General features: G+C 42.8%; 20 protein-coding genes. 10 read left to right on the forward strand and 10 right to left on the reverse strand.

What is annotated here, in order from left to right:
- Positions 1–34 precede the first annotated feature (34 nt).
- Entirely contained in the window at positions 35–1,498 is a 1,464-nt protein-coding gene (locus tag B2866_RS09670) for a hypothetical protein (protein WP_296193415.1), read from the reverse strand.
- Positions 1,499–1,650: 152 nt separating this feature from the next.
- On the opposite strand from B2866_RS09670, the gene B2866_RS09675 reads away from it, so the two are divergent.
- Positions 1,651–1,923, forward strand: coding sequence for a hypothetical protein (locus B2866_RS09675; RefSeq protein ID WP_296193417.1), 273 nt, complete (start codon positions 1,651–1,653; stop codon positions 1,921–1,923).
- A 361-nt stretch (positions 1,924–2,284) separates the two neighbouring features.
- Here B2866_RS09675 and guaA read toward each other — a convergent pair whose 3' ends face one another.
- A complete protein-coding gene (gene guaA / locus B2866_RS09680; protein WP_296193420.1) occupies positions 2,285–3,904 on the reverse strand; it encodes a glutamine-hydrolyzing GMP synthase in 1,620 nt (539 codons plus the stop codon).
- Between the two features lie 403 nt (positions 3,905–4,307).
- On the opposite strand from guaA, the gene B2866_RS09685 reads away from it, so the two are divergent.
- From B2866_RS09685 to B2866_RS09700, 4 genes are all read left to right on the forward strand, one after another.
- On the forward strand, positions 4,308–6,041 hold the full coding sequence (locus tag B2866_RS09685; RefSeq protein ID WP_296193424.1) for an FAD-binding oxidoreductase: 1,734 nt from the start codon (positions 4,308–4,310) through the stop codon (positions 6,039–6,041).
- A gap of 90 nt (positions 6,042–6,131) precedes the next feature.
- Complete coding sequence (locus tag B2866_RS09690) at positions 6,132–7,832, forward strand: glycerol-3-phosphate dehydrogenase/oxidase (RefSeq protein WP_296193426.1); 1,701 nt, start codon at positions 6,132–6,134, stop codon at positions 7,830–7,832.
- 29 nt (positions 7,833–7,861) lie between these two features.
- Entirely contained in the window at positions 7,862–9,430 is a 1,569-nt protein-coding gene (locus B2866_RS09695; protein WP_296193428.1) for an FGGY-family carbohydrate kinase, read from the forward strand.
- Positions 9,431–9,501: 71 nt separating this feature from the next.
- On the forward strand, positions 9,502–9,999 hold the full coding sequence (locus B2866_RS09700) for a cupin domain-containing protein (RefSeq protein WP_296193431.1): 498 nt from the start codon (positions 9,502–9,504) through the stop codon (positions 9,997–9,999).
- 35 nt (positions 10,000–10,034) lie between these two features.
- Here the strand turns inward: B2866_RS09700 and B2866_RS09705 are convergent, their stop codons facing one another.
- Positions 10,035–11,192, reverse strand: coding sequence for a MalY/PatB family protein (locus B2866_RS09705; protein ID WP_296193435.1), 1,158 nt, complete (start codon positions 11,190–11,192; stop codon positions 10,035–10,037).
- Positions 11,193–11,225: 33 nt separating this feature from the next.
- Positions 11,226–12,032 carry a crotonase/enoyl-CoA hydratase family protein gene (locus B2866_RS09710; RefSeq protein ID WP_296193437.1) on the reverse strand — a complete coding sequence of 269 codons (807 nt, stop codon included), beginning with the start codon at positions 12,030–12,032 and terminating at the stop codon, positions 11,226–11,228.
- A gap of 242 nt (positions 12,033–12,274) precedes the next feature.
- On the opposite strand from B2866_RS09710, the gene rlmF reads away from it, so the two are divergent.
- Positions 12,275–13,327 (forward strand): 23S rRNA (adenine(1618)-N(6))-methyltransferase RlmF, encoded by a 1,053-nt coding sequence (rlmF, locus tag B2866_RS09715; protein WP_296193497.1) that lies wholly within the window; start codon positions 12,275–12,277, stop codon positions 13,325–13,327.
- A 113-nt stretch (positions 13,328–13,440) separates the two neighbouring features.
- On the opposite strand, the gene B2866_RS09720 is transcribed toward rlmF, so the two are convergent.
- From B2866_RS09720 to dnaA, 6 genes are all read right to left on the reverse strand, one after another.
- A complete protein-coding gene (locus B2866_RS09720) occupies positions 13,441–14,049 on the reverse strand; it encodes a manganese efflux pump MntP family protein (RefSeq protein WP_296193440.1) in 609 nt (202 codons plus the stop codon).
- Positions 14,050–14,108: 59 nt separating this feature from the next.
- The gene (locus tag B2866_RS09725) at positions 14,109–15,590 is read right to left on the reverse strand and encodes a DUF6880 family protein (RefSeq protein WP_296193443.1); all 1,482 of its coding nucleotides are present in this window, start codon (positions 15,588–15,590) and stop codon (positions 14,109–14,111) included.
- Between the two features lie 132 nt (positions 15,591–15,722).
- Entirely contained in the window at positions 15,723–18,257 is a 2,535-nt protein-coding gene (gyrB, locus tag B2866_RS09730; RefSeq protein WP_296193500.1) for a DNA topoisomerase (ATP-hydrolyzing) subunit B, read from the reverse strand.
- A gap of 658 nt (positions 18,258–18,915) precedes the next feature.
- Positions 18,916–20,175 (reverse strand): DNA replication/repair protein RecF, encoded by a 1,260-nt coding sequence (gene recF / locus B2866_RS09735; protein WP_296193445.1) that lies wholly within the window; start codon positions 20,173–20,175, stop codon positions 18,916–18,918.
- A gap of 72 nt (positions 20,176–20,247) precedes the next feature.
- Positions 20,248–21,423, reverse strand: coding sequence for a DNA polymerase III subunit beta (gene dnaN / locus B2866_RS09740; protein ID WP_296193446.1), 1,176 nt, complete (start codon positions 21,421–21,423; stop codon positions 20,248–20,250).
- Between the two features lie 190 nt (positions 21,424–21,613).
- Positions 21,614–23,059 (reverse strand): chromosomal replication initiator protein DnaA, encoded by a 1,446-nt coding sequence (gene dnaA, locus B2866_RS09745; protein ID WP_296193449.1) that lies wholly within the window; start codon positions 23,057–23,059, stop codon positions 21,614–21,616.
- 648 nt (positions 23,060–23,707) lie between these two features.
- On the opposite strand from dnaA, the gene rpmH reads away from it, so the two are divergent.
- From rpmH to yidC, 4 genes are all read left to right on the forward strand, one after another.
- Positions 23,708–23,842 (forward strand): 50S ribosomal protein L34, encoded by a 135-nt coding sequence (rpmH, locus tag B2866_RS09750; protein WP_007394757.1) that lies wholly within the window; start codon positions 23,708–23,710, stop codon positions 23,840–23,842.
- A gap of 205 nt (positions 23,843–24,047) precedes the next feature.
- Positions 24,048–24,419, forward strand: coding sequence for a ribonuclease P protein component (rnpA, locus tag B2866_RS09755; protein WP_296193452.1), 372 nt, complete (start codon positions 24,048–24,050; stop codon positions 24,417–24,419).
- A 1-nt stretch (position 24,420) separates the two neighbouring features.
- The gene (gene yidD / locus B2866_RS09760) at positions 24,421–24,795 is read left to right on the forward strand and encodes a membrane protein insertion efficiency factor YidD (protein WP_296193454.1); all 375 of its coding nucleotides are present in this window, start codon (positions 24,421–24,423) and stop codon (positions 24,793–24,795) included.
- Positions 24,796–25,009: 214 nt separating this feature from the next.
- Complete coding sequence (yidC, locus tag B2866_RS09765; protein WP_296193457.1) at positions 25,010–26,692, forward strand: membrane protein insertase YidC; 1,683 nt, start codon at positions 25,010–25,012, stop codon at positions 26,690–26,692.
- Positions 26,693–26,732: the final 40 nt, after the last annotated feature.

Below are 26,732 nucleotides of genomic sequence, written 5' to 3' on the forward strand. Positions count from 1 at the left end.
ATGAATTGAAGACACGCCCTAATAAGAATGATGATTATTTCTTGCAGTGTACTATCCAAACCGAACCATCTTCATGTCGCTTGATTGAGACTTCATACCCTTGCAATGCTAGTTTGTTTAACCGACTAGTAACTGCTTCTTTATCATTTTTATGTAGCTCAGAAAATGAAATTGTCGTTGCATTCATCAGTGCTTTCTTTCGCTCTTTGCTCATCTTACGTTCTTGGTATCGACCGTAGCGTTGCTTAGCTAACTGCTGCTGTATTGCCACGCTAACAATACTGTATCCTTTCTTAATAGTACTGAGACCATAACCCTTTCTAAACTCACCATTATTTACGTCAGTAAACTGATCTGTCAAGGCAGCAAATGAGTCGTCCTGATGGCAATCAGCCTTCTCATATATAAGAGAGTGGTCAGGCCCTATTCTTATAAAATGCTTATGCCAAGCCATTAGTCCAAGCAAGGCATTCTTCACATCTGTAAACGACGAAACACCCTTGATTTGGTATTTGGTTAAGTCCATGTGCTTTGCCAAATCGAAACGACCTAAATCTGTACTTTGATATGCTTTTTCAAGTTGGTCTAAATTCTTACATAGCAATAACGCAGAGTCCGTATTCATGTTTTGGTGATGTGTAATCTTGTGATAAAGATTATTCATGAGCAGCTCCATTTCACGCTTACTCATTGGAGAACTGAGATCAATTTTTACATTCAATGATTTCGTAAATTCCACTTCAGTAATTTCTTTATTTATAAAACTCAAACGTACCATTGCCTTAGATTGAGTTTCATTATTAAGCTGCAGTATATTTTTAAGAGAGGTATCCTCTCTTATATAGCGATTAAAAACGGAGGCTTCTGGAATAGGTATCATATCTGTTTTTTGACTCTGAAACCGATGTTTGGGTGCATCGCCAAACATTGGGATTGAATCGAACGGTGGTGAAACTATTGTTAAATGTTGTTCGCTGTTACCAATCATCTCTCTTTCTATTAAGTACTCCTTAGATTCAACATAATTGATAACATCTTCTAGTTTTACTTTGGAGATAAGTCCAGCAGGCATACACCTATGGTAAATGTCAGTGCACCAATTTGCATGAGAATGATAAAGTTCTTTTGCACTTTTAATAATCTTTTTAGTTTCTTTTTGAATCTGAATTTTAAGAGCAGGCTCATCATCAAGAATCTCATCAGGACAGATTTGGTTGACTATATTATTGATTTTTCCTTTCAATTCTTCGAAAGGATGCTCTAGAACAATAGAATTAATAAAGGAGTTGGTTAAGTCATGTAGATAAGAGTGCATTTCATCCCAGTGCAACGCTTTAAGCTCTTTTACTACTTCATTCTTCAAACTGACTATACGGTTATACTCATCAGGATACTGAGTTAATACGGCCGCCCGATATGCTTCATGTCCTATAAAATTTACTAGCTCCACAAATATCATGTTTTCATGTTCTTTTGCATACTCATACTTTTGTTTCATTACAACCCTTATCTGTTCAAATCTCTTTCAAAAAGTTTATCACAATCACCTAAGAAGAATACTCACCATATAATTAATAGTTTTTCTGGTGTATATTCTTCCTGTTATTGAATCGATATAATGAAATCTCATAAATAATCAGGAGTATCAAGATGTCTATCAATGATAAAATCAAACAAGCTGAAAAATTGACTTTCGGTACCGCACGACTTGTATCTGGTCACGCTCGACTATCGCGGGGGAAAAAAGAAGGAGTCACAGCCTCTCAGCTCCGCTCTATTTTTGACGATCTGGAAGGGATGAGTGATGCTGAAATTAATGGCTTTATTGATATTGGAGATAAACTGGTAAATGGAGATATTAACATACCAAAAACCGCTTTCAGTATGCCTGATGATACATCAAAGGAGAATAACAAAGATTAATCATGCAATATGATGACTGCTATTACTCGTTGCAGCATGACTGAATAATGCCAATTTTGTACTATGCTTGATATACATTGCACGTTGTAAAAATTAGCTAGCTTTCGATAACCGCCTAATCTTAGATATTTAGAGCTTTTCAGCCTTGTTTGCAGCAGCTATCCTTGTTTGACTACTGGATTGCAGAGACTTAGCCAGACGTGATGTAGCGATAACAGGAATACGGTAGGCTTTAGTCGTTACTCTAGTGGGCAGAATGGATAATAGCGATAAGCGAGATTAGCTGCAGAAATATTAAATCAAAAAAAACACCCAACCAAGTTGAGTGTTTTTTTATTTCAGCTAAAGACTAAGTAAAAGGTTATTCCCACTCAATAGTAGCAGGTGGCTTGCTCGACACATCATAAGTCACACGTGAGACCTCTTTGATTTCATTCATAATGCGATTCGATACCGTCTCAATCAAATCATATGGCAGATGGGCAAAGCGCGCGGTCATAAAGTCGACAGTTTCAACCGCACGTAGCGCAATCACCCACGCATAGCGGCGGCCATCGCCGACCACGCCGACTGATTTGATTGGTTGGAATACCGCAAATGCTTGCGCAGTCTTATCGTACCAGCCTGATTTTTCTAATTCTGCCATAAAGATCGCATCGGCTTGACGTAAAATATCAGCGTATTCTTTTTTGACTTCACCCAAGATACGCACGCCCAAACCTGGACCTGGGAACGGATGACGATAGATCATTTTAGCTGGTAGACCCAAGGTGATACCAAGTTTACGCACTTCATCTTTAAATAAATCGCGTAATGGCTCGACCAACTCAAACGCCAAATCATCTGGCAAACCGCCGACGTTGTGATGGCTCTTAATCACGTGAGCCTTGCCTTGATGCGACTTGGCTGATTCGATGACATCAGGATAAATCGTACCTTGTGCCAAGAACTCAATGACTTTACCATCGCTTTGCTCGCTGATTTCACGCGCACTATTGGCAAAGACATCAATAAAGGTTTTACCGATGATTTTACGTTTGGCTTCTGGATCAGACTCGCCTGCTAAGGCGTTTAAGAATAAATCTTCGGCATCGACACGGATGACTTTTACACCCATGTTTTCAGCAAAGATTTGCATCACTTGATCGCCTTCGTGCAGACGTAGCAGACCATTATCAACGAACACACACGTTAGCTGATCACCAATCGCTTTATGCAATAGCGCCGCAACTACTGAGCTATCAACGCCGCCTGATAGACCAAGCAATACTTGTTTGTCACCGATTTGCTCTTTCAACTGTGCCACGCGCATATCGACGATATTGTCTGGCGTCCAATCACCCGCACAGTCGCAAATCTGATGTACGAAACGGCCCAATAACGCTTGACCTTGTAAGGTATGCGTCACTTCAGGATGGAACTGTAGACCATAATACTGCTTGGCATCATCGGCCATAATCGCAATCGGACAGCTTGGCGTACTGGCGATAATATCGAAACCTTGTGGTGCCTCAATAACCTTGTCGCCATGACTCATCCACACATCTAGCTTGGCGGTGTTGTGCTCCGTCACGCTATCTTCAATACCATCAGTGAGCTGCGACTGACCATTAACTTCAATCGTCGCGGCGCCAAACTCATGGATATCACTGGCATGAACCTGCCCGCCAAAGCGATCCGCCATCGCCTGCATACCGTAGCAAATGCCAAGTACTGGCACGCCAAGCTCAAACACCGCATCATTAATACGCGGGCTATTTTCGGCATGAACGCTCTCAGGACCGCCCGATAGGATGACACCTTTGGCACCAAAATCATGGATACGCTGAGTGTCGATGTCGTAAGGGAACATCTCACAGAAAACGCCAGAATCGCGCACACGGCGAGCGATAAGCTGGCTATATTGTGAGCCAAAATCGAGGATAAGGATGCGGTCTTGCTTGATAGTAGGTAATGCAGGAGTGGCAGCGGCAGTGGTCATAAATCGATGTCCATCAAGAAAAAATTAGTGCCCTATTTTAACAAGTTTGCGCCCATTAATGGCTATTAGATGGTTAATTATTCACGTTTTTTGCGAGATAGTACGCCTTGATAAGAATAATACGCCAGAGCGAACCCTAATATTGCCGCTACTAAATAAAAACCATGAATTTTTATTATACAAATGACGAGTCTATATGAAATATTTGTTTATATTGTGCTATGCTCAAACGATAAATAGGTTCGCTTTAGAATTACCTGCTTGGCATAAGCGCTTAATATTGTATGGTTTTTACGATAACACTGAGCTAATCATTCACCTATGCTGAGCAGACAAGCTAAACCTCCCTTAACCGAATCCTTTAGTATAAAAACCGTAATAACGAATCGACAGGTATGTCCCTATGAGCAAAATCAAATCTCTTATTCGTAAAACCACTAGCCTTTCTGCTACCAAAAACAACGATAATAATAATTTAGACCCTATTCAAAAAAATAATACACCCGCCAGCACCCCTATTGAGCAGACGCGCTGGAACGGTTGGGGCAATGTCAGTATCAATAAAAAAGTCTCGCCGCATGGCGCAAAATTAATAAAATCACATATCGGCAAAACCAAAAAACTCTCCTCTGTTAGCTTACAACAGGTACTCAAAACTGTTCCAAAATCGCGCTTACCTGCTGCTATAACTAGTCTGGATACGGTATCTATCGATAAAGAAGTGAGACTCAGACACGCGCGCGGTCAAAGCTTCCCAGATTGGATAGCCATGCACAGCGGCGCTTTTGAAGTGTTCCCTGACGGTGTTGCTTTTCCCGAATCGACCGCTGACGTCGAGACTTTATTAACGCTCGCCAGTGAGCACGACCTAATTGTCATTCCGTTTGGTGGTGGCACCTCAGTCGTTGGACATATCAATCCGCAAAAGGGCTCACGCCCAGTACTCACCATTGCCATGAGCAAAATGGATCAGCTTCTCGATTTAGATACCGAGAGCCAAATTGCTACCTTTGGCGCGGGTACACAAGGGCCAGCGGTTGAAGCACAGTTGGACGCACAGGGTTACCGCTTAGGGCATTATCCGCAGTCTTGGGAGCTATCAACGCTTGGCGGTTGGATTGCCGCGCGCTCTAGTGGTCAGCAGTCATTGGGCTACGGGCGTATCGAGCAGATGTTTGCGGGCGGTACGTTGGTCACTCCGCAGGGTGTACTTAATATCGCTGATATTCCGGCGTCATCAGCAGGGCCTGATTTGCGCGAGATGATGATGGGCACCGAAGGTCGTGCTGGTATTTTTACCGAGGTCAAAATGCGCGTACAACCGCAGCCTGAGGAAGAGCTATTTAAAGTGGCTTTCCTGCCCAACTGGGAAGCTGGTAAAGAAGTACTTAGACAAGCCGTGCAAAAAAATGTTCGCTTATCCATGCTACGTTTAAGTAATGCTATCGAAACTGATGCGCATCTACATTTAGGCACGTCACCAAGCCAATTCTTAGCCATCAGCACCTATCTAAAAGCCCGCGGGCTAGACTCTCAAAAAGTCATGCTCACTTACGGCGTATCAGGCGATAAAGCGCAGAATAAGTTGGCACTAACGCAGTTTAATAAGCTGTTGAAGCAGCACGGTAGTGTCACTGGTAAAATTACCGATATTATGGGTAGCGTGTGGGCGCATGGACGTTTCAAATTTCCTTACTTGCGTGGCACTTTATGGGACAAAGGCATCATGGTCGATACCTTCGAGACAGCAACCAATTGGAACAACATCGACGAGCAAATGCAGCAGATGCAAGAAGCGGTGAGAACCTCTTTAACAGAGGAAGGCGAGAAGGTCATGGCCTTTACCCATATCTCACACGTCTATAAACAAGGTGCTAGTCTTTATACCACTTACTTCTTTCGCGCAGCTAAAGACCACGCCACAACCTTAAAACGCTGGCAAAAAATCAAACAGGCGGCCAGTTTAAGTTTGGCCAATGGTACAGCCACGATATCGCATCAGCATGGCGTTGGCCGTGATCATACGCCTTATCTAGCGGCTGAAAAAGGGAAGCTTGGCATTCAGGTGACTCATGATATGCTCAAAAGCCTAGACCCTGAACAGCGTATGAATCCGGGCGTTTTAATCGAAGATTAAAAGATAGCCTTAGTACCATTAAATGACTTACATATATTCAAGTATACTAAGTTACTGATTCATTTAAGTGTCATGTGAGATAAATCGTTTATGAACCCCACTAAACCCAATCAGCCCCATCAGCAACGCCAGCAAGCACTAGCGCCTTTATCTCATCGCTCGTCTCAAGTAGAACCGTGGGATATGCTGATTATTGGTGGCGGCATTACGGGTGCTGGGATTGCGCGCGAAGCGGCACGGCGCGGCTTGGCAGTATTATTAATTGAGCAAAAAGACTTTGCTTGGGGTACATCTAGCCGCTCTAGTAAAATGGTACATGGCGGATTGCGCTATATTGCCTCGGGTGATTATAAGACCACCTTGCTTAGCGTTCGTGAGCGTGAACGTATGCTCAGTGAAGCAAGTGGCCTTGTGAATGAGATGCACTATGTTATGCCGCATTATAAAGGCAAGTTTCCACCGCCATGGATATTTAATACCTTGCTACGAGTCTACGATAGGCTCGCGGGCAAGCGCTACTTTACTTACTTTAAAAGAGAGGCTTTTTTAAGTCTAAATCCGCATATCAAGCAAGACAAGTTTTTAGGAGCCAGTCAATTTAGCGATGCGGTGACCGACGACTCGCGGCTGGTGATGCGCGTACTTGATGAGGCAATTAATGACGGCGCACAGGCGATTAATTACCTAAAAGCAGAATCGTTGATTACCAATGAACAAGGCTTGGTGGTAGGCGCAACACTCAAAGATACCTCTTCTGAAGACAATGCTCATAGTAATGCTCAAAACAATGTTCAAAGTTACGATGTTTACGCCAAAGTGGTGGTCAGTGCCACAGGCGCTTGGGCGGATACCTTACGGATGCAAGCCAGTAAGCAATCTGAGCAAAGCTTTCATAAACAAATCCGTCCATCGCGCGGCAGTCACTTGGTTATCAGTCAAGAACGTTTACCCCTCAAGCAAGCCTATACCTTTTTACATCCTGAAGATAAAAGAGCGGTCTTTGTCTTTCCTTGGGAAAATCGCACCGTCCTTGGCACCACCGATTTGGATCATCCGCCTTTGGACGATAGTGAAGTTGGTATCACGAATGAAGAGGTCGATTATTTATTAACTGCGACTAACGAGCTCTTTAATGATGCCGACCTGAATCGAGAGGATGTCATCAGTACGTGGGCAGGCGTGCGTCCGCTGATTTCAGAAGGCGGCGATGGCAAGCGCGTGAGCCCAAGTAAAGAAAAGCGCGACCACAGCGTGTGGCTCGATAATAATCTGGTGACCGTCAGCGGCGGCAAGCTAACAACCTTTCGCCTTATTGCTTTAGATGTCCTTGAAAAGTGTCAAGAAGTGCTCGCGCTCGATAAATCTGTCATTCAAAATCAAACCATAAATGGCGATTACGTCTTTAGCGATACCACACCAACCAATCCTAAATTTTCTACTTTACCAAAAGCTCTACAACAACGCTTACAAGGGTTTTATGGCCTACAGCTTGATACTCTCCTAGAGCTAGCGCATGACGAAGATTTGGCTTATGTCACCGACAGCAACACCATTTGGGCAGAGATTCGTTTTGCCGCGCGCCATGAGCAGGTTATTCATTTAGATGATTTATTACTGCGACGGACACGCTTGGGTTTAATCCTACCGCATGGCGCAATGACGCCGCTTATCAGCACAAGACTAAAGCAAATATGTCAGCAAGAGCTCGGCTGGGATGAGCAAAAGTGGCAGCAAGAAGTTGTCCGCTATCAGGACTTGTGGCAGCGCTACTACCATTTGCCTGCAGCTTAATTTATATGACTACATAGTTAAGGACGACTATGACCACGAACCTTGATGACCCTATTTATTTCTTAGCCATTGATAATGGTACGCAAAGTGTTAGAGCGCTTATCTTTGATCAGTTTGGCACTGAGATTGCCAAAGCCCGTGTCCCTATCGAGCCGTATTTCTCTCTCCAGCCCAATTTTGCCGAGCAGCACGCTGACTATTATTGGCAAAAGCTAAGCGAGGCTTGTCAGCAACTGTGGCACACCAGCGCTATAAGCCCTGAGCAAATCGCAGGCGTTAGTCTTGCCACCCAGCGCTATACCATGATTTGTCTCGATAAAGACATGCAGCCGCTGCGTCCTGCTATCGTATGGATGGATTTACGCCGCGGCGAAAACAACGATATCGGCTTTCTGAGCCCATTAACCAAAATCATTGGCATGGGCGAGCTGGTACAAGAGGCACAGCAAAAAGCCCGCTGTAATTGGCTTGCACACCATGAACCAGAGATGTGGGCAAAAACCGCCCATTACGTCAATCTATCTGCTTACCTGACCTATCAACTCACAGGCGAATTAGCCGATTCCACTGGTCATGCCCTAGGCTATCTGCCTTATGACTATAAAGCGCAAACATGGCTAAAACCCAAAGATCTTAAATGGCGTTTATTTAGCTGTCGACCTGAACAAATGCCTAAGATTGTACCACCAGGTCAGCCACTTGGTCATATCAGCGCAAAAGCGGCTAAAGCCACGGGGATTTTAGAGGGCACGCTGATGATTGCGGCCGCTAGTGATAAAGCTTGCGAGGCTTTGGGCTCTGCTGGTCTGGCAGCCGATACTGCCTGTTTAAGCTTTGGTACTACTGCGACTATCAATACCACGTCGAGCAATTACGTCGAAATCCTTAAGCATATGCCCGCCTACACTGCTGCTGCGCCGAAATACTACAATCATGAGTACATGATCTATCGCGGCTTTTGGATGGTTAGCTGGTTTAAAGAGCAATTTGCTCACTATGAAGAGCAGCTAGCAAAGACGCAAGGCATCGATACCGAAAAGCTCCTCGATCAAGCAGTTAAAGATATTCCGGCGGGCTGTATGGGGCTGATGATGCAGCCGTATTGGTCACCCGGCGTCCGTCATCCGGGACTTGAAGGTAAAGGTGCCCTCATTGGTTTTGGTGATGTGCACACGCGGGCGCACGTTTATCGCGCTATCTTAGAGGGGCTCGCTTACGAGCTAAAACTGGGCTTCGATACCATTGAAAAGCGCACGGGCAAAACCATCAAGCACTTACGTGTCTCAGGCGGCGGCTCCCAAAGTGACTCAGCGATGCAGCTTACTGCCGATATCTTTGGTATGCCCGCTTATCGCCCGCACACTTATGAGGCTTCAGGATTAGGCGCTGCCATCAACTGCGCAGTCGGAATCGGCGTCTATCCCGATCACGCGGTTGCAAGTGAGGCAATGACCCATTTAGGCGATGAATTCTTGCCTATTGAGGCCAATGTCCAGCTCTACAAACGCCTTTATAATGAGGTTTATCTAAAAATGTATGAGCGCCTAAAACCTTTATATCAAAGCATACAAGATATTACTGGTTATCCTGCAAAGTGAATTAAGCCTCTAAGTTAACTTTATTACTTCTATAGACTCAAGCTTAAGATAATAATAACGGAGACTAAGCTATGACTACACCAAAGTCTGCACTCAAAAACACTCAGCATTACGTCCTAACCAAATCCAATATTGAAAACACCCCTGCAACCAAACACATCCATCAGTTTAATGACAATGCCATTCGCCATACAGTTTCATTAAGTGATATTGTCGGTCTTACCAAATTCGGTCTGCATCTCGTACGTGTTGAGTCGGGTGATGAAACCACGCAACACCACTATCATGAAAATTCAGACGAGTTCATTTATATGCTATCTGGCGAGCTTTCACTAAATTATGACGATGAAGTTTATCAACTACATGCAGGAGATTTTGTCGGTTTCCCCGCACACGGTGCAGCGCATTCTATGCGTAATAATAGTGATACGGACGCTACCTATTTAATGGGAGGCAACAGACCAGCGTTTGATATCTGTAATTATCCAGACATCAAACGCAGAATGTATACTATCCATGGCAAAAAGGAGTTTGTAGACTTAGAGAATTTAGGTCAAATAGAGCCTTGAGAACATTAAATCTCGTCTCGCTTTATAAAGCCTTATTAACCACTAAACGCCGCAGAAACTCGATTTAATCCCTCGCGCAGCAGTGCCTCAGGACACGCCACATTTAGGCGCATTTTAAGATGTCCCTCCGCGCCATATTTAACCCCCGCATTGAGCTCAACCTTCGCCTCTCTTAACTTATCATAGAGCTTCTGATTATCTTGTGCATACGCCGAGCAATCCAACCAAATTAAATACGAGGCTTCTGGGCGCATAATCTTAATATCAGGCAGATGCTGCTCTAAAAAGCTAATGGTTAAGTCAATATTGGCTTCAATATAATGAAGCGCCTGCTCAAGCCATTCATCGCCATCTTCATAAGCACTACGCATCACAGTATAGGCAAATAAATTCAGCTCATATTCATCATTTAACTGCTGCTGCTGACTGATTTTTTTTATTAACGCATCGTCTTTAGCAAATATCATTGAGCCTTTGATACCCGCTACGTTAAAGGTTTTGGTCATGGATGTTAGGCTGACGACGTTATGCGCGTAATTTTCTGCTTCTGCTAGTCTTAAAAAAGGCGTAAATTTATGACCATTCAACGTTAAATCTTGATGAATCTCATCACTAACAATCGCTACATTATGCTTTTTACACAGTGCCAGTAACGCTTCAAGCTCCTGCCTCGTCCATACGCGCCCGCCCGGATTGTGCGGATTGCATAATAAATATAGCTTAACCTTATGCTCGATTATCTTGGCTTCGATATCGGCCAAATCTAACCGATATTTACCGTCGAATTCTTTTAACGCTGACATCACAAGCGCGCGACCATTTTGCTCAACCTTAGTCATAAAAGGCGTATAAATGGGGTCACTAACCAGTACCGCATCACCTGCTCCGGTAAAGACGTTCATCATCAGTGCTAAACTTGGCACAACGCCCGGCGAGAACAAGATATTCTGTTTATCTAGCTGCAAACCATAACGACTGCTATGCCAGTTGATAATCGCCTCATACAAAGCTTCAGTCGGTTTGGTATAACCCAATATGCCATGTTGCGCGACTTGCTCAATCGACTTTAAGATAGGCTGTGCGGCATTAAAGTCCATGTCCGCGACCCACAGCGGGATGGTATCATCAAAGTAGTGCCATTTGACTGACCCTGTATCACGTCTATCAATTATTTCATCAAAATTGTATTGCACCACTATTCTCCTAAGAGGAAAATCTTTGAATAACTAACGTCCCTGAAACTCAGCTGCCCTTCTCTCAACCATTGCCATCGCTCCCTCTTTCGCATCTTCTGAATAAAATAAATGCGGTAGATAACCGTGGATATTGGCCAGCGCTGATTTTGCGCCATTACGGCTGGCATCTTGGGCTGAGGACAATAATCCTTGCACGCCGAGCGGAGCTGACTTACATATCTCTTTAGCAATAATTAGCGCGCGCTCGTATTCTGTGCCATTTGTCACTACTTCACTGACCAAATTTAGTCTATCAGCAGTTTGCGCGTCAAAGGCTTTACCAGTGAGCAAATACGGCATAGCTTTTTGCCAACCTGCTGCCTGTATGAAACGTACCGTTGCACCGCCAAACGGCATGATACCGCGCTGCACCTCCATTTGTGCAAAGTTGCAGTTATCACTTGCGATGACCACATCACTATTCAGCATTAATTCAATCCCCGCGGTAAAGCAAGTGCCTTGTACCGCGACGACGACAGGTTTGCTGCGTAATTTACCACCGATGCCCCATGGGTCAATCTCGTTATCATTAAACTCAAATGCGCCTTTATTCCACTTATCCTGTAGCTCCATTAAATCAAGCCCGGCGGTAAAGTGCTCACCATGGGCAAATATGAGCACGCAGCGTAAGTTATCGTCACTTTCATAACGCGTCAGTGCTTCGGATAATTGCTTAATCATATGACTATCAAAGGCGTTGCGTTTATCGGCGCGATTGAGCCCAATCAGGCAGATATAGCCGTCGGTTTCATAGGTAATACGGTTATCGGTGCTGTAATTATTACTTTCCGTTGTCATATTTTTATCCTTTTAAATGCATTATTATCATCTGCTGCGCTTATAAAATAGCCGCTTTATGCTCATTTGGCTTAGTTTCAATATAGACACCCCCATGCGATAACGCAAGGACAGATATACGCGCACAGGCAGATTGCGATTCTTATTCGCCATAGGTAAATGAGTAGCCATGGATAAACAGATAGATGGACGCGAAATCTGCTAAACTGGGTGATTATATTCAAACATCGCAGTCCGAAACTATGACCAGTAAGCCCAATACCAATACATCAAACGTCCGTAGAGCAAATGCTAATACTTATCGCAACCGCTCACCTGAGACCGCCAAAAAACTCGGCAAGCTACATCCGCGCAATCCACATCAAGGTCGCTATGACTTTGTGCTATTGACCCGTGCCCTGCCCGAATTGGCCAAGCATACCATCATAAACCCGAAAGGTGAGCCGACCATTAACTTCTCGGACGCTGAAGCGGTACGCGTCCTGAATCAAGCGTTGCTCGCGCATTATTACGGTGTGAAATTTTGGGATATTCCAAAAGGCTATCTCTGCCCACCGATACCGGGTCGCGCAGACTATATCCATTATATTGCTGATTTACTCGCGCAAACCACGCACGTTAATGACGACAACACCCCGCCAACGGGCAAAGAAATTCACGCCCTTGATATCGGTACCGGTGCCAGTGCGATTTATCCGATTATCGGTAGCCAAAGCTATGGTTGGCGCTTTACCGCGAGTGATATCGACCCTATTTCGGTCAATACCGCCGCGCTGATTTGTGACGCCAACCCAAAGCTAAAAAGCGCGGTTAAAGTAAAACTCCAGCCTGAGCCTAAATTTATTTTTAAAAACATCATCGGTCGTCAAGATTACTTTGATGTGGTCGTTTGCAACCCTCCTTTTCATGCGTCATTAGAAGAAGCGATGCAAGCCAATACCCGCAAGCAGCATAATCTGCAACGACATCGTGGTAAGAATGAAAACGAGCAAATCAGCCGACATTCAACCAAGGCTGGAAATACTGCGCAAAATCTCAACTTCGGCGGTCAGCATAAAGAGCTGTGGTCTGAGGGCGGCGAAATTGCCTTTTTGACCAAAATGATAAAAGAGAGTCAAGATTTTGCCGAGCACGTTGGCTGGTTTACCAGCTTGGTATCAAAGTCAGAGAACGTGAAACCCTTACAACTGTTATTAAAGCAGCTTGATGTTGCCCAAATGCGCATCATCGAGATGAGCCAAGGGCAAAAGAATACCCGTGTGCTAGCGTGGCGCTTTAATCTTGACGAAGAATAACTAATAAAAATGATTGTCTGAAAAACATCTATTCAAGTTTCACGTGAAACAAAAAAACTGCTTTAGTTATCAAGGCGGTTTTTTTTATAGAGTAAGAGCTTGAGGCTAATAAACTAGCTAAAGAGCATCACCTTTAAGCCAATAAGTATAAGTACTATACCACCAAGCACTTCCGCCTTATCTTCAAGATACGTACCTGATTGTTTACCCAAATAAACACCAAAAACGCTAAAAATAGCAGTGATAATAGCGATTATGAAACACGCTAACCATGCATTCAATTCCAATAAATTAAGCGTAAAACCAGCTGCCATCGCATCAATACTTGTCGCAATCGCAAGGGTAAACATGGTGCGATGATTGGTATTTTTCTTTAGGTTGTCATTGACAGAAGCTGCCTCGCTATTTATATGCAGTGCTTTATCTACCGCCTCTTCTCCATCTCCTAAAAACACTTCATAAAGCATCTTGCTACCAAGACCAATAAGAATAAAACCACCAATCCAAGAGGCAGCCGCGGCCAACCAGCCTAATAAAGCTACGCCCAATAAATAACCAATTAATGGCATCACACCCTGCGCAACACCAAAATACAAACCCGCATAAATCGCCAAACGCCGCACATAATGGCGATGCTGGTTTTGAGATTTCGCGCCCAATCCAATCGCAACAGCAAACGCATCCATCGCAAGGGCAATAGCAAGTAATATAACTTCAATCATTTTATTCTTCGCTTATTTCTGCTTATTGCCGTAAGTTTCACGTGAAACACTACATCAATCTAATCGTTTACCTTTTCCCAAAAACTACGCTTTTTACCATGCTTGTCTTTAAGGGTAGTGACATATTCTTTATGGGTCGCAAGTTCACTGTAAGGCTTAGACGATTTACTAATAACCGTATCAAGCTTGGTTAGGTGATCGAAGTAGCGAGCGGCGTGACCATAAGCTTTGCTGCGAGAGCTGTCTAGAATATCGTTAAGTAAAGTGCGATAAATAATAACTTGAAGTAAATCTGTCTTAGTTGGCAAATCTTTTAACATGCTTGTGAGATCTGTATAATGCACATCAGCAAACTGAGAATGACGGGCAACTGCGACCTCATTAGCAAGCTCAATCTCTCCTATTTCTAGCAGTAGCGATGTAGCCATAAATACATTTTCTTGTTGTTCTGCTAGCTCATAAGCTCTTTTTCGCCACTTAGATTGCTGAGCAGGACTGGCCACAGCCATGATAGCTTTTAGCCGCGAAGGGGTTGATTGTAGCTCAAACGCCTCGCCTAGCACCTCCATGAGCGCGTCGGTATCTTTGTGCATGTGATATATGTGACTCAGCCAATCCAAACGTCTGATCTTATCTAATAGACCATCGCTTTGCCACTCTTCATTTAAGTAGTGTAGTGCCTTATCAAAAGCTCTTTGATTTAGCAGAAATGTTAGCAACTCTTCTAATCTTCGAGGATGAACCGGTCTAGTCTCTTGCATCTCAAAGAATATGGTTTCAAAAAAACCCACATCACCTAGCGCACTTGTTAGGTTTTTTATGGCGATCTCAATTACCATCTTGTCATAGTTAATTGAAAAAGCATCATCACTTAAAGGGCTGTTTCGCCTTTCATTGAGCGTATCTTTAATTGCTTTTTTTGTTTGGATATTCTCACGCTCTTGCTGATAATCAGCGATCAATCCACGTATCTCAGGCTCAGATAACAGTTGATCAATGTTTTCTAATAAACTATCTTTGGTACCATAATCATTATCGTCAGCCAGCACTTTTACTTTCTTTACCCAAGCTTGGCTGAGTATATCGCGCTCATCAACAGGTATGTCTCGCTTTTCTTGCTCATAGCAAGTGCTAGCCACTGCTAACCAAAATGACGTCAAACTCCTATAAACATCACCGATATAACCGTTGGAATCATCAGCACGTTCTAGGCTAGAACTAGTAGACTCTATAAATAACTCAAGTAACGTCAAGCACTCTTTTGGTTGCTCAGGATAAAGGCTCATTATATCGCTGGCTAAATGCTGAAGCTCAATAGCAAATTCACTAGATTCCCAGTAATCTACAAACTTCTTTCGTCTTCTAAGTCCTTTTAGTGTAGTGGTTAACTTTTTTATAAGTTTAGGTTTATCTGATTGTAATAGCAGACGCTCAATTTTTTTATCGAGCATTTTATCTATACCATACACCTCAGAGACAAAATCAATTAAGGTCTTTTTTGATAGTTGTGACAAATACTTCTTTTGTTCTGCATTTAGCATAGTATTCCCTTCACTACTTTATTGATAATATTTCACATGAAAAAAGCCACCTTGCGAGCAAGATGACTTTATACCAATAAACAATTATATTCAAACTTCAAAACTATAACTTCAAGGTCTATAAACTAAAAGCTAAATATCTAAATTAGACACGGTCAACGCATTCTCTTCAATGAAAATACGACGTGGCTCGACATGGTCACCCATCAGACAGGTAAACATATGGTCAGCAGCAATCGCATCTTCAATCGTGACACGCAACATACGACGGTTTTCAGGATCCATGGTGGTATCCCAAAGCTGATCAGCGTTCATCTCACCCAGCCCTTTATAGCGCTGAATCGCCAAACCACGACGCGCCTCAAGCATCATCTGTTGCCATAGATAATCAAAATCGCGTACTGGGATATCTTTGGTGGTACCTGCGGTGGCCTCACGGCGGATAAAGGCATCTTCTGCAAGTAAGGTATTCCATTCCGCGGATAAGCGCAGCAGCTTAGTATACTCACCTGAATTGATAAAGCTGGCATCTAACAGATAATGATGCGCCAATTGATGCACATAAACAGTGATACGCGGTAACCATTGAGCTTTGGCAGATAAAGAATCACTGTTATCAGCAGATTTTTCACTTTCATCAGGTTCTACCACTGCGGTCATACCCAATAAATCAGCAGCGGCAGCATCCATATTTTTTGGTTGCGGTGCATGGATATTGACCAGTTCAATCTCAGGACTTAAGTCACTACCAAAGTGCTCAAGCTGTGTTTGTAATGACGCTTTCCACGCTTCCATCGCTGATTTATCATAAGTCATATCGGTGCTAAGCTTCGGCGTATGGGTCAATGCATCCAATAACACCGCTGGGTAACGAATCTGCAAACGCGCTTTTATAAGCTGGGTTTGGTTATAGTCATTGAGCAAGGTCTCAAGCGCTTGACCAGTAATAGCAGGCGCATCGGCACTGATATGCAGCCTGGTATTATCGATCGTTGAGGATAATAAATACGCTTTTAAGGCTTCATCGTCTTTTAAATATAGCTCTTGACGACCTTTTTTTACTTTATAAAGTGGTGGCTGAGCGATATAAATATAACCGCGCTCAATCAATTCTGGCGTTTGACGGAAGAAAAAGGTCAACAGCAGCGTACGAATATGCGAGCCATCCACGTCCGCATCGGTCATGATAATAATTTTATGATAGCGTACTTTGTCGGGATTATATTCATCCGGACCAATGCCGCAACCAAGCGCAGTAATCAAGTTACCCACTTCAGCAGATGACAGCATTTTATCAAAACGGGCGCGCTCAACGTTAAGAATCTTACCTTTTAGTGGCAAAATTGCTTGAGTCTTACGGCTACGACCTTGCTTAGCTGAACCACCAGCAGAATCCCCTTCTACAATATAAAGCTCTGACAATGCTGGATCTTTTTCTTGGCAATCCGCCAATTTACCCGGGAGGCCTGCGATATCTAGCGTGGTTTTACGACGGGTCATCTCGCGGGCTTTACGCGCCGCATCACGCGCACGGGCAGCATCGATAATCTTATTGGCAATTGCTTTACCAGCACTTGGGTTTTCAAGCAAATAGTCGTTAAACTTATCATGCATGGCCGACTCAACGGCAGATTTCACTTCGCTTGAAACCAGCTTATCTTTGGTCTGACTGGAAAACTTAGGATCGGGCACTTTTACCGAGACAATCGCCGTCAAACCTTCACGCGCATCATCACCCGTGGCAACGATTTTTTCTTTTTTGAATAAGTTTTCGCGATCCATATAGCTGTTAAGTCCGCGCGTCAAAGCTGAGCGGAAGCCAGATAAATGCGTCCCACCATCGCGCTGCGGGATATTATTGGTAAAACACAGTACTTTCTCGTTATAGGTATCCGTCCACTGTAGCGCGACTTCGACACTGATACCGTCGTCTTGCTCACTGACAAAATGGAAGACTTCATTAATACCGTCTTTACCTGCGTTAATGTAGCTGACAAATTCAGACAAGCCGCCCTTATGCTCAAACTCATGACGTTTATCGATGCGCTCATCGGTTAGGACAATGCGCACACCAGAGTTCAAGAATGACAGCTCACGCAAGCGTTTGGCTAAAATATCGTACTCAAAAATGGTACCAGTAAAGACATCGTTACTCGGATAAAAACGAATTTGCGTACCGGTTTTATTGGTCGCCTCCATCTGCTGAATATCGGCATCAGGAACGCCATCGGTATAGGTTTGATGATAATGATAGCCTTCGCGCCAAATATTCATCTCAAGCTTTTTAGATAAGGCGTTTACAACCGAAACCCCAACACCGTGTAGACCACCCGATACTTTATAACTGTTGTCATCAAACTTACCACCAGCGTGCAGGACGGTCATAATAACCTGTGCTGCTGATACCCCTTCTTCTGGATGGATATCCACAGGGACGCCGCGACCGTTATCCATAACGCTGACCGACTCGTCTTCATGGATAATGATATCAATTTGGTCGCAATGACCAGCCAGCGCCTCATCAATAGAGTTATCCACCACCTCAAAGACCATATGATGCAAGCCGGTACCATCATCGGTATCACCAATATACATACCCGGACGTACGCGCACCGCTTCTAATCCGCGCAATACACGAATATCTTTGGAGCTATAATCAGAGGGCATTCCTTCAGAGACGGCAGCAGGTGCAGTCGTCTCTAGAGCGCTGTCGCTCATCAATTGTTCGTGGTCGGTAGGTAATGAATCACTCATGTGCATTCCTTAATCTAGCCATTATCAGCTATATGTCATCTGCTCACCACAATGGCAATGCTCGACGACGTTATCTTAGATTTAACGTTTTATGGTCAAAATATTTAGTTATAGAGTTAGTAAAAGTCTTATCAGAGGTCGCTTAAAAGAAGATAAAACAGTATGAGACAAGTGGACTCAAATATAGTCAATCCCTCAAAGACTGTTTTTAATATACGCTGTCAATTCTTTCACGCTTAATTAAAACAGCTTAGAAATAAGCATATATCTATCAAGCACTTAGAAGCTGAATATTATCAAGCAACCCTTAAACAATACTGATAAAAATTTGTAAGATAACTTGCTGAGAACAGGGCAAAAATAAAGCTCTATTTTAACATTTTTCTAGCGCTAAGTCACTGTTTACTGACAGTTTTCTCGGTATTAAGCAAGTATTTTAGCAAGATCACTTTTCTACTACATCCATAAGCATAATAATGAAATTTTGAGGAAGATATGAAGCATGGTTGATAAAAATGAAGCCCAAACTTAGCTGATATTCACCATCGAAACCAGTTTATAAAAGCGTTCTTTATAAACGTATTAGGGTTCCTCGTTTCACGTGAAACAAATTAGGTTCTGACCAATACTCATGCACCAAAGGTAAAATATCGTCGGTTAAACTGGTCATAAATACCTGACATGGTAGCTGCGCCAAAGTCGACAACAGAATATCTATCGCCCTAGCATCAAGTTCAGCGGTAATATCGTCTAGTAGCACTACTGGCGTAGCTCGCGCTTTGTTATGGTCAATTGGCAAAATAACACTGCTATTATCTTGCTCTATCGTATGGGTAGAAGTGTTTTCATTAAGCAATAACGGTAATTGTGATAAGCGTAGAGCGGTAATTAACAGTTTTTTCTCGCCGCGAGAGAGAACATTAGCAGCCTGTTCTTTTATAGTCGGTAGTTTGGCCGCAGTGTCTGCTTTTTCTATGGTTTTTGATACTGCTCTCGCACTGCTGTCTGCCTCGTTGTTAGCAAGCTCTGATAAATCACTAGAGCGCCAATGCACATGAATATCGGCGCGGTGATTACCTATCCGCGTATAACCTAGCTGCAAATCCTGCTCCAAACGCTCGTTAAGCTGGATATCTAGCGGGATATTGGTGTCGTAGCCGGCGTTATAGCTTAAACTTAGTTGCTCAGCGTAGGTAGGCAATAACTGCGTGATACTCTTCGCAAAGTAAGGCTGCCAATCGCTAAAGACTCGCTCACGATAATGATGAATAAGAGCCGCATGACTAGCAAGCCCTTTGTCCCATGATTTTAACTCAGTAAGCTGCACTGGCGTTAAGTGACGGCTCTTTTTTAGCAAACTATTGCGCTGTTTTAACAAACGCTGATAAGCGACCCATTGTGGATGAAAGCCCTGTTTCATGTGAAACACTAGCCAATCTAATAACTGTCTGCGGCTGGCACTGCCCTGCTCTAACATATCCATCGATGACGGATCTATCAGTAATGTGGGTAGCTGCTCGGTTAAGATGCTTTGGTTATAAACCGTGGTTTGGTTCAGCCGTAGAACCGTCGTCGCATCTGCTTGCTTTTGAATAGCTAAAGTGCTGCTATCATTGAGTCTGGCGTGAACAATTGCCGCATATTGATGGTGCTGAATATAGCGTTTAGGCTGATGATGGCGGAAGCTTTTACCTCTTGAAAGCAAGAATATCGCTTCAAGTAATGAGGTTTTGCCACTGCCATTTGCACCGATAATAACGTTGCAAGCAGCAGTGTTTAAACTGATCTGGGTCAGATTACGCAGGTGTGAGATATGTAGACGTTCAATCATAATGGTGACAGCCGCCTATATTACGCTCATTTTCTAGCAAGCAAAAGTTTGTTATTCTATAAGGTGGCCAAATTATATACGCATGGGCATAATAACATACTGATGGAAGTCATCATTGAGCTGATTGACCAGTACCGAAGCATTGGATTGGCTCATATGCATTTGCAAATCACCTTGAATCACGCCCAAGACGTCTTGTAGATACGCCGCATTAAATGACAGCTCCATCGGCTCACCTTGATACTTTGCTTGTATCATCTCGACTGCCTCGTCTTGCTCAGCATTATTAGCACGAACTTCTACCATGCCATCACTGGCAAAATTAAACACCACACCGCGAGATTTCTCATTACTTAAAATTGCCACACGGCGCAGCACATCAGTCATTTTTTCTTGGTTAAATAGTGCCAATTTATCCGTATTGCTTGGCATGACGCGGCGATAATCAGGGAATTTACCATCGATAAGACGCGCGGTAAAGGTCACCATTAAATCATCACTCACCTGCCCTGTACTATCCACATCACCAAAGGGTAAGCTTACTTGTAAGAATTCACGGCCAAAGCTCAATGTCACAGCATTATCTTTATCGCCCAGCATCTTACCCAGCTCAGAAGCCAAACGCTCAAGCTCAATCACCGCTTTACGCGGCAAAATCGCTTGCATATTTAAGTCGCTACTGACATCAATGACACTACGCGCTAACGCCAATCTATGGCCGTCAGTCGCAACCGTAGTCAGTTGCTGCTGTGATACATCAAATAGCATACCAGTCAAATAGTAACGAACATCTTGGATAGCCATTGCAAATTGGGTTTTATGAATTAAGTCGGTCAAACGACTACGACTGATGGTCAAAGGTGTGATATTTTCAGGATTACCAAGACTTGGATAGTCCTCGCTAGGTAATGTACCTAAAGTAAAACGACTTTTACCACTGGTCAATAGACAGCGCTCATTTTCTTGAGTGGTCAGATTGACCTGCGCTTGCGTGGGCAATGATTTACAGATATCTCTGAGCTTTGTGGCAGGTAATGTGGTTGTACCTGCTTCGATACAAGCACCAGCAGGCAATTTTAACGTCGATGTCAGCTCTACTTCTAAATCAGAGGCGGTTAAAATCAGCGCCGCCTCCGACAATTGCAGCTTAATATTGCCCAAGATAACCATATTGTGGCGCTTATCAGCAGCCTTGGCAATCAAGTTAATGGCTTTTAGTAACGACTCTCGATTAATCGATAATTGCATGCTTAGTTACTCTTGTTTATTAGTTACTCTTATTAAAAGAATTTTTATACGTTTTTAAATCATAGGGTTTTAAAATAATGGCTTAATAATACCTTGTCTACTGATGATAATCCATACAGCTTCTGTCCGCTAATCATTAAAATATTATAAACCATATCGGCTCGTGACAACATTGTGACGCCATAAGCTTCTAACCCGCTTGCAACATCAAGGCAAGCGTTTTGTAATCCTTATTAAACGCGGGGTCAGCGGCGCGTAGCTCATTGACCTTATCACAAGCATGCATCACTGTCGTGTGGTCGCGTCCACCAAATGACTGACCAATTTCAGGAAAGCTATCACTGGTTAATTCGCGTGATAAGGCCATCGCTATTTGTCGTGGTCTAGCAATGCTGCGCGTACGTTTACGACCCATGATATCTTTTACGCTTACATCGTAGTATTCGGCGACCACTTTACGAATATTATCCATATTTACCGCTTGCACGCGCATGGCAACGATGTCTTTTAGGGCGTATTGCACCATCTCAAGTGTAATGGGCGCTCCCGTCAAGTTGGCATTGGCAAACACTTGGTTTAATGCACCTTCTAATCGCCTAACATTAGAAACCACGTTTTGAGCGATGAATAGGGCACACTCTTTAGGCAGGCTCATGCCATACGATGCCGCTTTTCTTTGTAAAATTTGTACTCGTGTATCAATTTCAGGTGGATCTACTGCAACCGTCAAACCCCAAGAAAAGCGCGACCTGAAACGCTCGTCAAACTCAGTCATTTGTGATGGATGCCGATCTGATGCCAAAATCAGTTGCTTATCACCGCTGGTAAAATCTGCAAATAAGGTCAAAAACTCATTGCTACTTTTTGTTTTGCCAGCTAATACATGAATATCATCTACAATTAATAAATCTACTTTTTTTATTTTCTTTTTAAAATCTTCTATTTTATTATTTCTTAATGAGTAAACTAATTGATTAATAAATTTTTCGGAAGTGAAATAATAGAAACTTAGATTATTTTTTAAATAGCGATGCGCTACAGAATGCATTAAATGCGTTTTTCCCAAACCCGAAGGTCCGTATATAAATAAAGGATTGTGACGATTTTTTGATTGGCGTTTTCCAAGCTCGTAACAGGCCTTATAAGCTAAGTTATTAGACTTACCAGTGACAAAGGTTTCAAAGGTGAAGTCAGGATTCAAATAGCTTAATGATTTGGCATCGGCAGTCTCAATCAGTTCTGCATGACGCATATTGGCATCGATATCCGCTCTAGCAATATCATTATGCGTGCTTTGAAAATGGTAATCAGTAGGGGTAGGGGAGGGCTGGTCTTCTTCAAACAATGAGCCTGACTGCGACTGACTACTATCAACCATCTCACGGCCAGCATTATCAACACGTACAATAACGGCTTCAATACTACCTTGGCTATGTTTAGCAACTAACTGCTTGATGTCGTGTAAGTGATTCTTTTTGATATAGGTTACAAAGTAATCATTAGGAGCAAGAATAATCAAGCTACTGGCTTCTTGGTGTGCAGATAACGGTCTCAACCACATCGTAAAGACATTATCTTTAACATGATAACGTAAGTCGTTTAGGCATTTATCCCAAATAGTTGCTGTATCAATCATGAAAAATACTAACCCCATAGTCCAAGGTAATCGGTCAAAAGAACGTCATTTTTATAGTGTAAATCTATCAGCTTTAAGCACCAGAAAGCCTCTTTTCTTAACAAAGATACCTGATGGTCACATGACTCAAAATCATACATCTAGTAGGGCGCTAATCTAACACAAACAGCCTGTGGATAACACCTTGTTTTTTGTGGATAAGACTGTGGATAGTTTTGTGGATAAGTATATATCATGAGTTATCCATATTCCACCCACAGGTTATCCACAGGCTTACCCATAGCCTATCATTTTGATAATAAAGTAAAAAATTAAGTTAACCACAGATAATATGGTCCCCAATAACAACAATACTTATATATATTAATAGTTAATTATTATAGAGTTCGACACAGACTGTGGATAAGTTCCAAAAATTGATTATCAAAATAGTTTTTCTAAGAAGATAATTTGGGTCTACTAATATGAGTTTATTTAACTAAATCTCTTAGCTGCAAAACTCTCATTACGGATAAATATAAGAAAACTCACTCTGCTGTAAAATCATCTGTATGAAAACAGAGTAAATTAGTTCGTTGACCAAAATACTATGCAGTGGTATAATCCTCCGCTATTACGAATTTAGTCCATTATTTTGATAGGTGAGTTATGAAACGTACATTCCAACCAAGCGTGATCAAGCGTAAACGTACTCACGGTTTCCGTGCACGTATGGCAACCAAAAAAGGCCGCCAAGTCTTAGCTCGTCGCCGCGCTAAAGGACGTCATCGCCTAACTGTATAATTAATCAGTAGATTGCGATAAGCATGGCCGGTAGTGCTTGTTGTGTTTCTATTATTTTATAGATTGCGATCGTCAATCATCACAACTGTCACTCAGCCATATATTAAAAGCGCCCACATCGGCGCTTTTTTTGTCTCTATACTTTGTTATTCTTTCTGCGCTATTATCTCTGCTAGTGTTACTAGCTCTTATATTAGGTTGTATTATGTCCAATACCGTTTCAGCGCCCCATAATGCTCGCTTTACCAAAGCGCAGCGCCTACTCACGCCTTCGTCCTTTCGCGAGGTATTTGACGCACCTGAGCGTAAGCTGCATCAGGGTCATTTAATGGCGTTTGTACGTAGTAATCATTGTGAACAGCCTCGAGTCGGTATGGCCATTACCAAACGTAAAGTACCGACTGCTGTCGCACGAAATTTAATTAAACGCCATGTTCGTGAACAATTTCGTATAAAGGCAAGTTACTTAGAAAACAAAGATATTGTTTTTATTGTTAAAAAATCTATGAAAGAATTAAACAATAAAGAGATAATCAATGAGATTAATAATATTTTTAAAAAAATAGAAAAAGAATAAAATGAATTATTTATTAAAAAAAATAAATAATTTTTTTTATAAGTTATTTTATTATTTCATTGTTTTTTATCAAAAAGTAATCAGTCCTATTTTACCTGCGCGTTGTCGTTATTATCCAACTTGCTCAAATTACGGTAAACAGGCTTTAGCGTGGCATGGGCTTTGGACGGGTAGTTGGCTATTATTAAAACGTATTAGTAGCTGTCATCCGTTAGGCGGACATGGCATCGATTTTGTGCCACTACCTTTGTCTTCTTATCATTATCAATATATATCGCCTACGACACCAGTTCATGGCAAAGCGCAAAGCTGGTATGTTTATAAAGATACTAAGAGCTATGTGGCTCGCCTAAATCATCTAATGAAGTCGATATAAACTTTATTATCCACTAAGCACTTGTGGATATCTTTCAAGTTACCCACAAGTTATCCACACGCTTGTATCATTTAGAGCGGTTTTTTAGTAAAATGATGAACATTTTATGTGATTGACTGCTGGTATGACTGCTAGGAAAGGGTTTTGATACTGTGTGGTGGTCATAACACATGCCTGATTTTTCATTCCCTAATTTTTAATCTAGGAAAGGTTTATGCAAAAGATATTTCGGGTGATGATCATCATTGCGATGCTAATCACCGCTTATCTGCTGATTTTAGCATGGCGAGATGATTATGCCGATGCACCAGCTGTAGACGCGGTACCAGAAACGTCAACATCGGTAGGTGCTGATATTCCTGCTACCACTGGCGCAGCAGGTGACATTCCAGCACAAACGCTACCGGTTGATGCGGGCGCTGTTGCAGAGGCACCAGCGACCAATACTGGTCTAATCACGGTCACAACCGATCGCTATGACATTAAAATCAATCCAGAAGGCGGTGATATCGTTTATGCTGCGTTAAAGCAATATGACGCCACGCTCGATAGCGATAAACCTTTTGTGTTGTTGGAAAATAACAGCGGTCGCGTTTATGTAGCACAGTCTGGCCTTATAGGTCCAAATGGTATTGATAATGCCGAAGGTCGCGCCAAATATAGTCACACTGCCAACAATTATGTGATGGAAAAAGGTCAGCAGACCTTATCGGTGCCGCTAACCTATCAAAAAGATGGCGTGACGGTTACTAAGACCTTTACTTTCACCCAAGATAAATATCCGATTGATATCAGCTATCAAATCCAAAATGCTTCTACCAATGCTTGGCAAGGGCAGATGTTTGCGCAGTTAAAGCGTGACGATAGTAAAGACCCCGGTATGTCTGATAAAGGCGCGCTTAGTATGGCGACTTATTTGGGCGGCGCTTGGGGCACACCTGAAGATCCTTATAATAAATTAAAATTCGGTAAATTTAACGATGGTGAGTTGACCACGACCAGTGATGAAGGTTGGGTTGGCATCGTTCAGCATTACTTTGTTTCTGCTTGGACGCCTGAAAACTTTACGGGTAAGTTCTTTAGCCGCGAAACGGGCAATGACTACTTTATTGGTTTTAACAGCCAACCTGTTAATGTAGCGCCAAACAAACAAATTACCTTAAAAGCAACCCTCTACGCTGGTCCAAAAGTACAGTCTGAGCTAAAAGAAGTGGCAGTAGGTCTGAATCAAACCGTCGATTATGGCTTGCTCTGGCCAATATCAAAAATATTATTTGCGATTTTGGATGGTATTCATAAAGTTATCGGCAACTGGGGCTGGTCAATTATTCTGTTGACGCTGTTGGTTAAAATCGCCTTGATGTGGGTTTCTAATAAAAGCTACTACTCAATGGCGAAAATGCGTGCTATCGCCCCAAGACTTGCGGCATTAAAAGAAGAGCATGGCGACGATCGCATGAAAATGTCGCAAGAAATGATGGCAATTTATAAAGAAGAAAAAGTCAATCCGATGGCGGGTTGTTTACCTATTCTGATGCAAATGCCGATTTTCTTAGCGCTGTACTGGGTATTGGTTGAAAGTGTTGAGCTGCGTCATGCGCCTTGGATCCTATGGATTCGCGATTTATCAGCAATGGATCCATGGTTCATTTTACCGCTCTTAATGGGTGCGTCGATGTTTATTCAGCAGCAACTAAACCCGCAGCCAGCTGATCCAATGCAAGCAAAAGTGATGAAGTTTTTACCCATTATCTTCACTGCGTTTATGCTGTTCTTCCCAGCAGGTCTGGTACTATACTGGACGGTGAACAACTTATTTAGTATGACCCAGCAGTACATCATCAACCGCAAGGTTGAAGAAGAACAAAAACGTCGTACCGTGAAAGTTCTGGATTAAATAAAGTTCAAGTCTAAAAAACCATCGCTACGGCGGTGGT

Origin of the sequence: Psychrobacter sp. UBA3483 (assembly GCF_002377905.1) — a bacterium.
GTDB lineage: Bacteria > Pseudomonadota > Gammaproteobacteria > Pseudomonadales > Moraxellaceae > Psychrobacter.

Bases quoted from the DNA above. Each gene is read 5' to 3' on its own strand.
- B2866_RS09720 (WP_296193440.1), bottom strand. From the start codon at position 14,049: ATGATTGAAGTTATATTACTTGCTATTGCCCTTGCGATGGATGCGTTT.
- B2866_RS09685 (WP_296193424.1), top strand. From the start codon at position 4,308: ATGAGCAAAATCAAATCTCTTATTCGTAAAACCACTAGCCTTTCTGCT.
- dnaN (WP_296193446.1), bottom strand. From the start codon at position 21,423: ATGCAATTATCGATTAATCGAGAGTCGTTACTAAAAGCCATTAACTTG.
- recF (WP_296193445.1), bottom strand. From the start codon at position 20,175: ATGATTGAACGTCTACATATCTCACACCTGCGTAATCTGACCCAGATC.
- B2866_RS09710 (WP_296193437.1), bottom strand. From the start codon at position 12,032: ATGACAACGGAAAGTAATAATTACAGCACCGATAACCGTATTACCTAT.
- gyrB (WP_296193500.1), bottom strand. From the start codon at position 18,257: ATGCCCTCTGATTATAGCTCCAAAGATATTCGTGTATTGCGCGGATTA.
- rnpA (WP_296193452.1), top strand. From the start codon at position 24,048: ATGTCCAATACCGTTTCAGCGCCCCATAATGCTCGCTTTACCAAAGCG.
- B2866_RS09700 (WP_296193431.1), top strand. From the start codon at position 9,502: ATGACTACACCAAAGTCTGCACTCAAAAACACTCAGCATTACGTCCTA.
- rlmF (WP_296193497.1), top strand. From the start codon at position 12,275: ATGACCAGTAAGCCCAATACCAATACATCAAACGTCCGTAGAGCAAAT.
- guaA (WP_296193420.1), bottom strand. From the start codon at position 3,904: ATGACCACTGCCGCTGCCACTCCTGCATTACCTACTATCAAGCAAGAC.
- B2866_RS09670 (WP_296193415.1), bottom strand. From the start codon at position 1,498: ATGAAACAAAAGTATGAGTATGCAAAAGAACATGAAAACATGATATTT.
- rpmH (WP_007394757.1), top strand. From the start codon at position 23,708: ATGAAACGTACATTCCAACCAAGCGTGATCAAGCGTAAACGTACTCAC.
- B2866_RS09690 (WP_296193426.1), top strand. From the start codon at position 6,132: ATGAACCCCACTAAACCCAATCAGCCCCATCAGCAACGCCAGCAAGCA.
- yidC (WP_296193457.1), top strand. From the start codon at position 25,010: ATGCAAAAGATATTTCGGGTGATGATCATCATTGCGATGCTAATCACC.
- yidD (WP_296193454.1), top strand. From the start codon at position 24,421: ATGAATTATTTATTAAAAAAAATAAATAATTTTTTTTATAAGTTATTT.
- B2866_RS09695 (WP_296193428.1), top strand. From the start codon at position 7,862: ATGACCACGAACCTTGATGACCCTATTTATTTCTTAGCCATTGATAAT.
- dnaA (WP_296193449.1), bottom strand. From the start codon at position 23,059: ATGATTGATACAGCAACTATTTGGGATAAATGCCTAAACGACTTACGT.
- B2866_RS09675 (WP_296193417.1), top strand. From the start codon at position 1,651: ATGTCTATCAATGATAAAATCAAACAAGCTGAAAAATTGACTTTCGGT.
- B2866_RS09725 (WP_296193443.1), bottom strand. From the start codon at position 15,590: ATGCTAAATGCAGAACAAAAGAAGTATTTGTCACAACTATCAAAAAAG.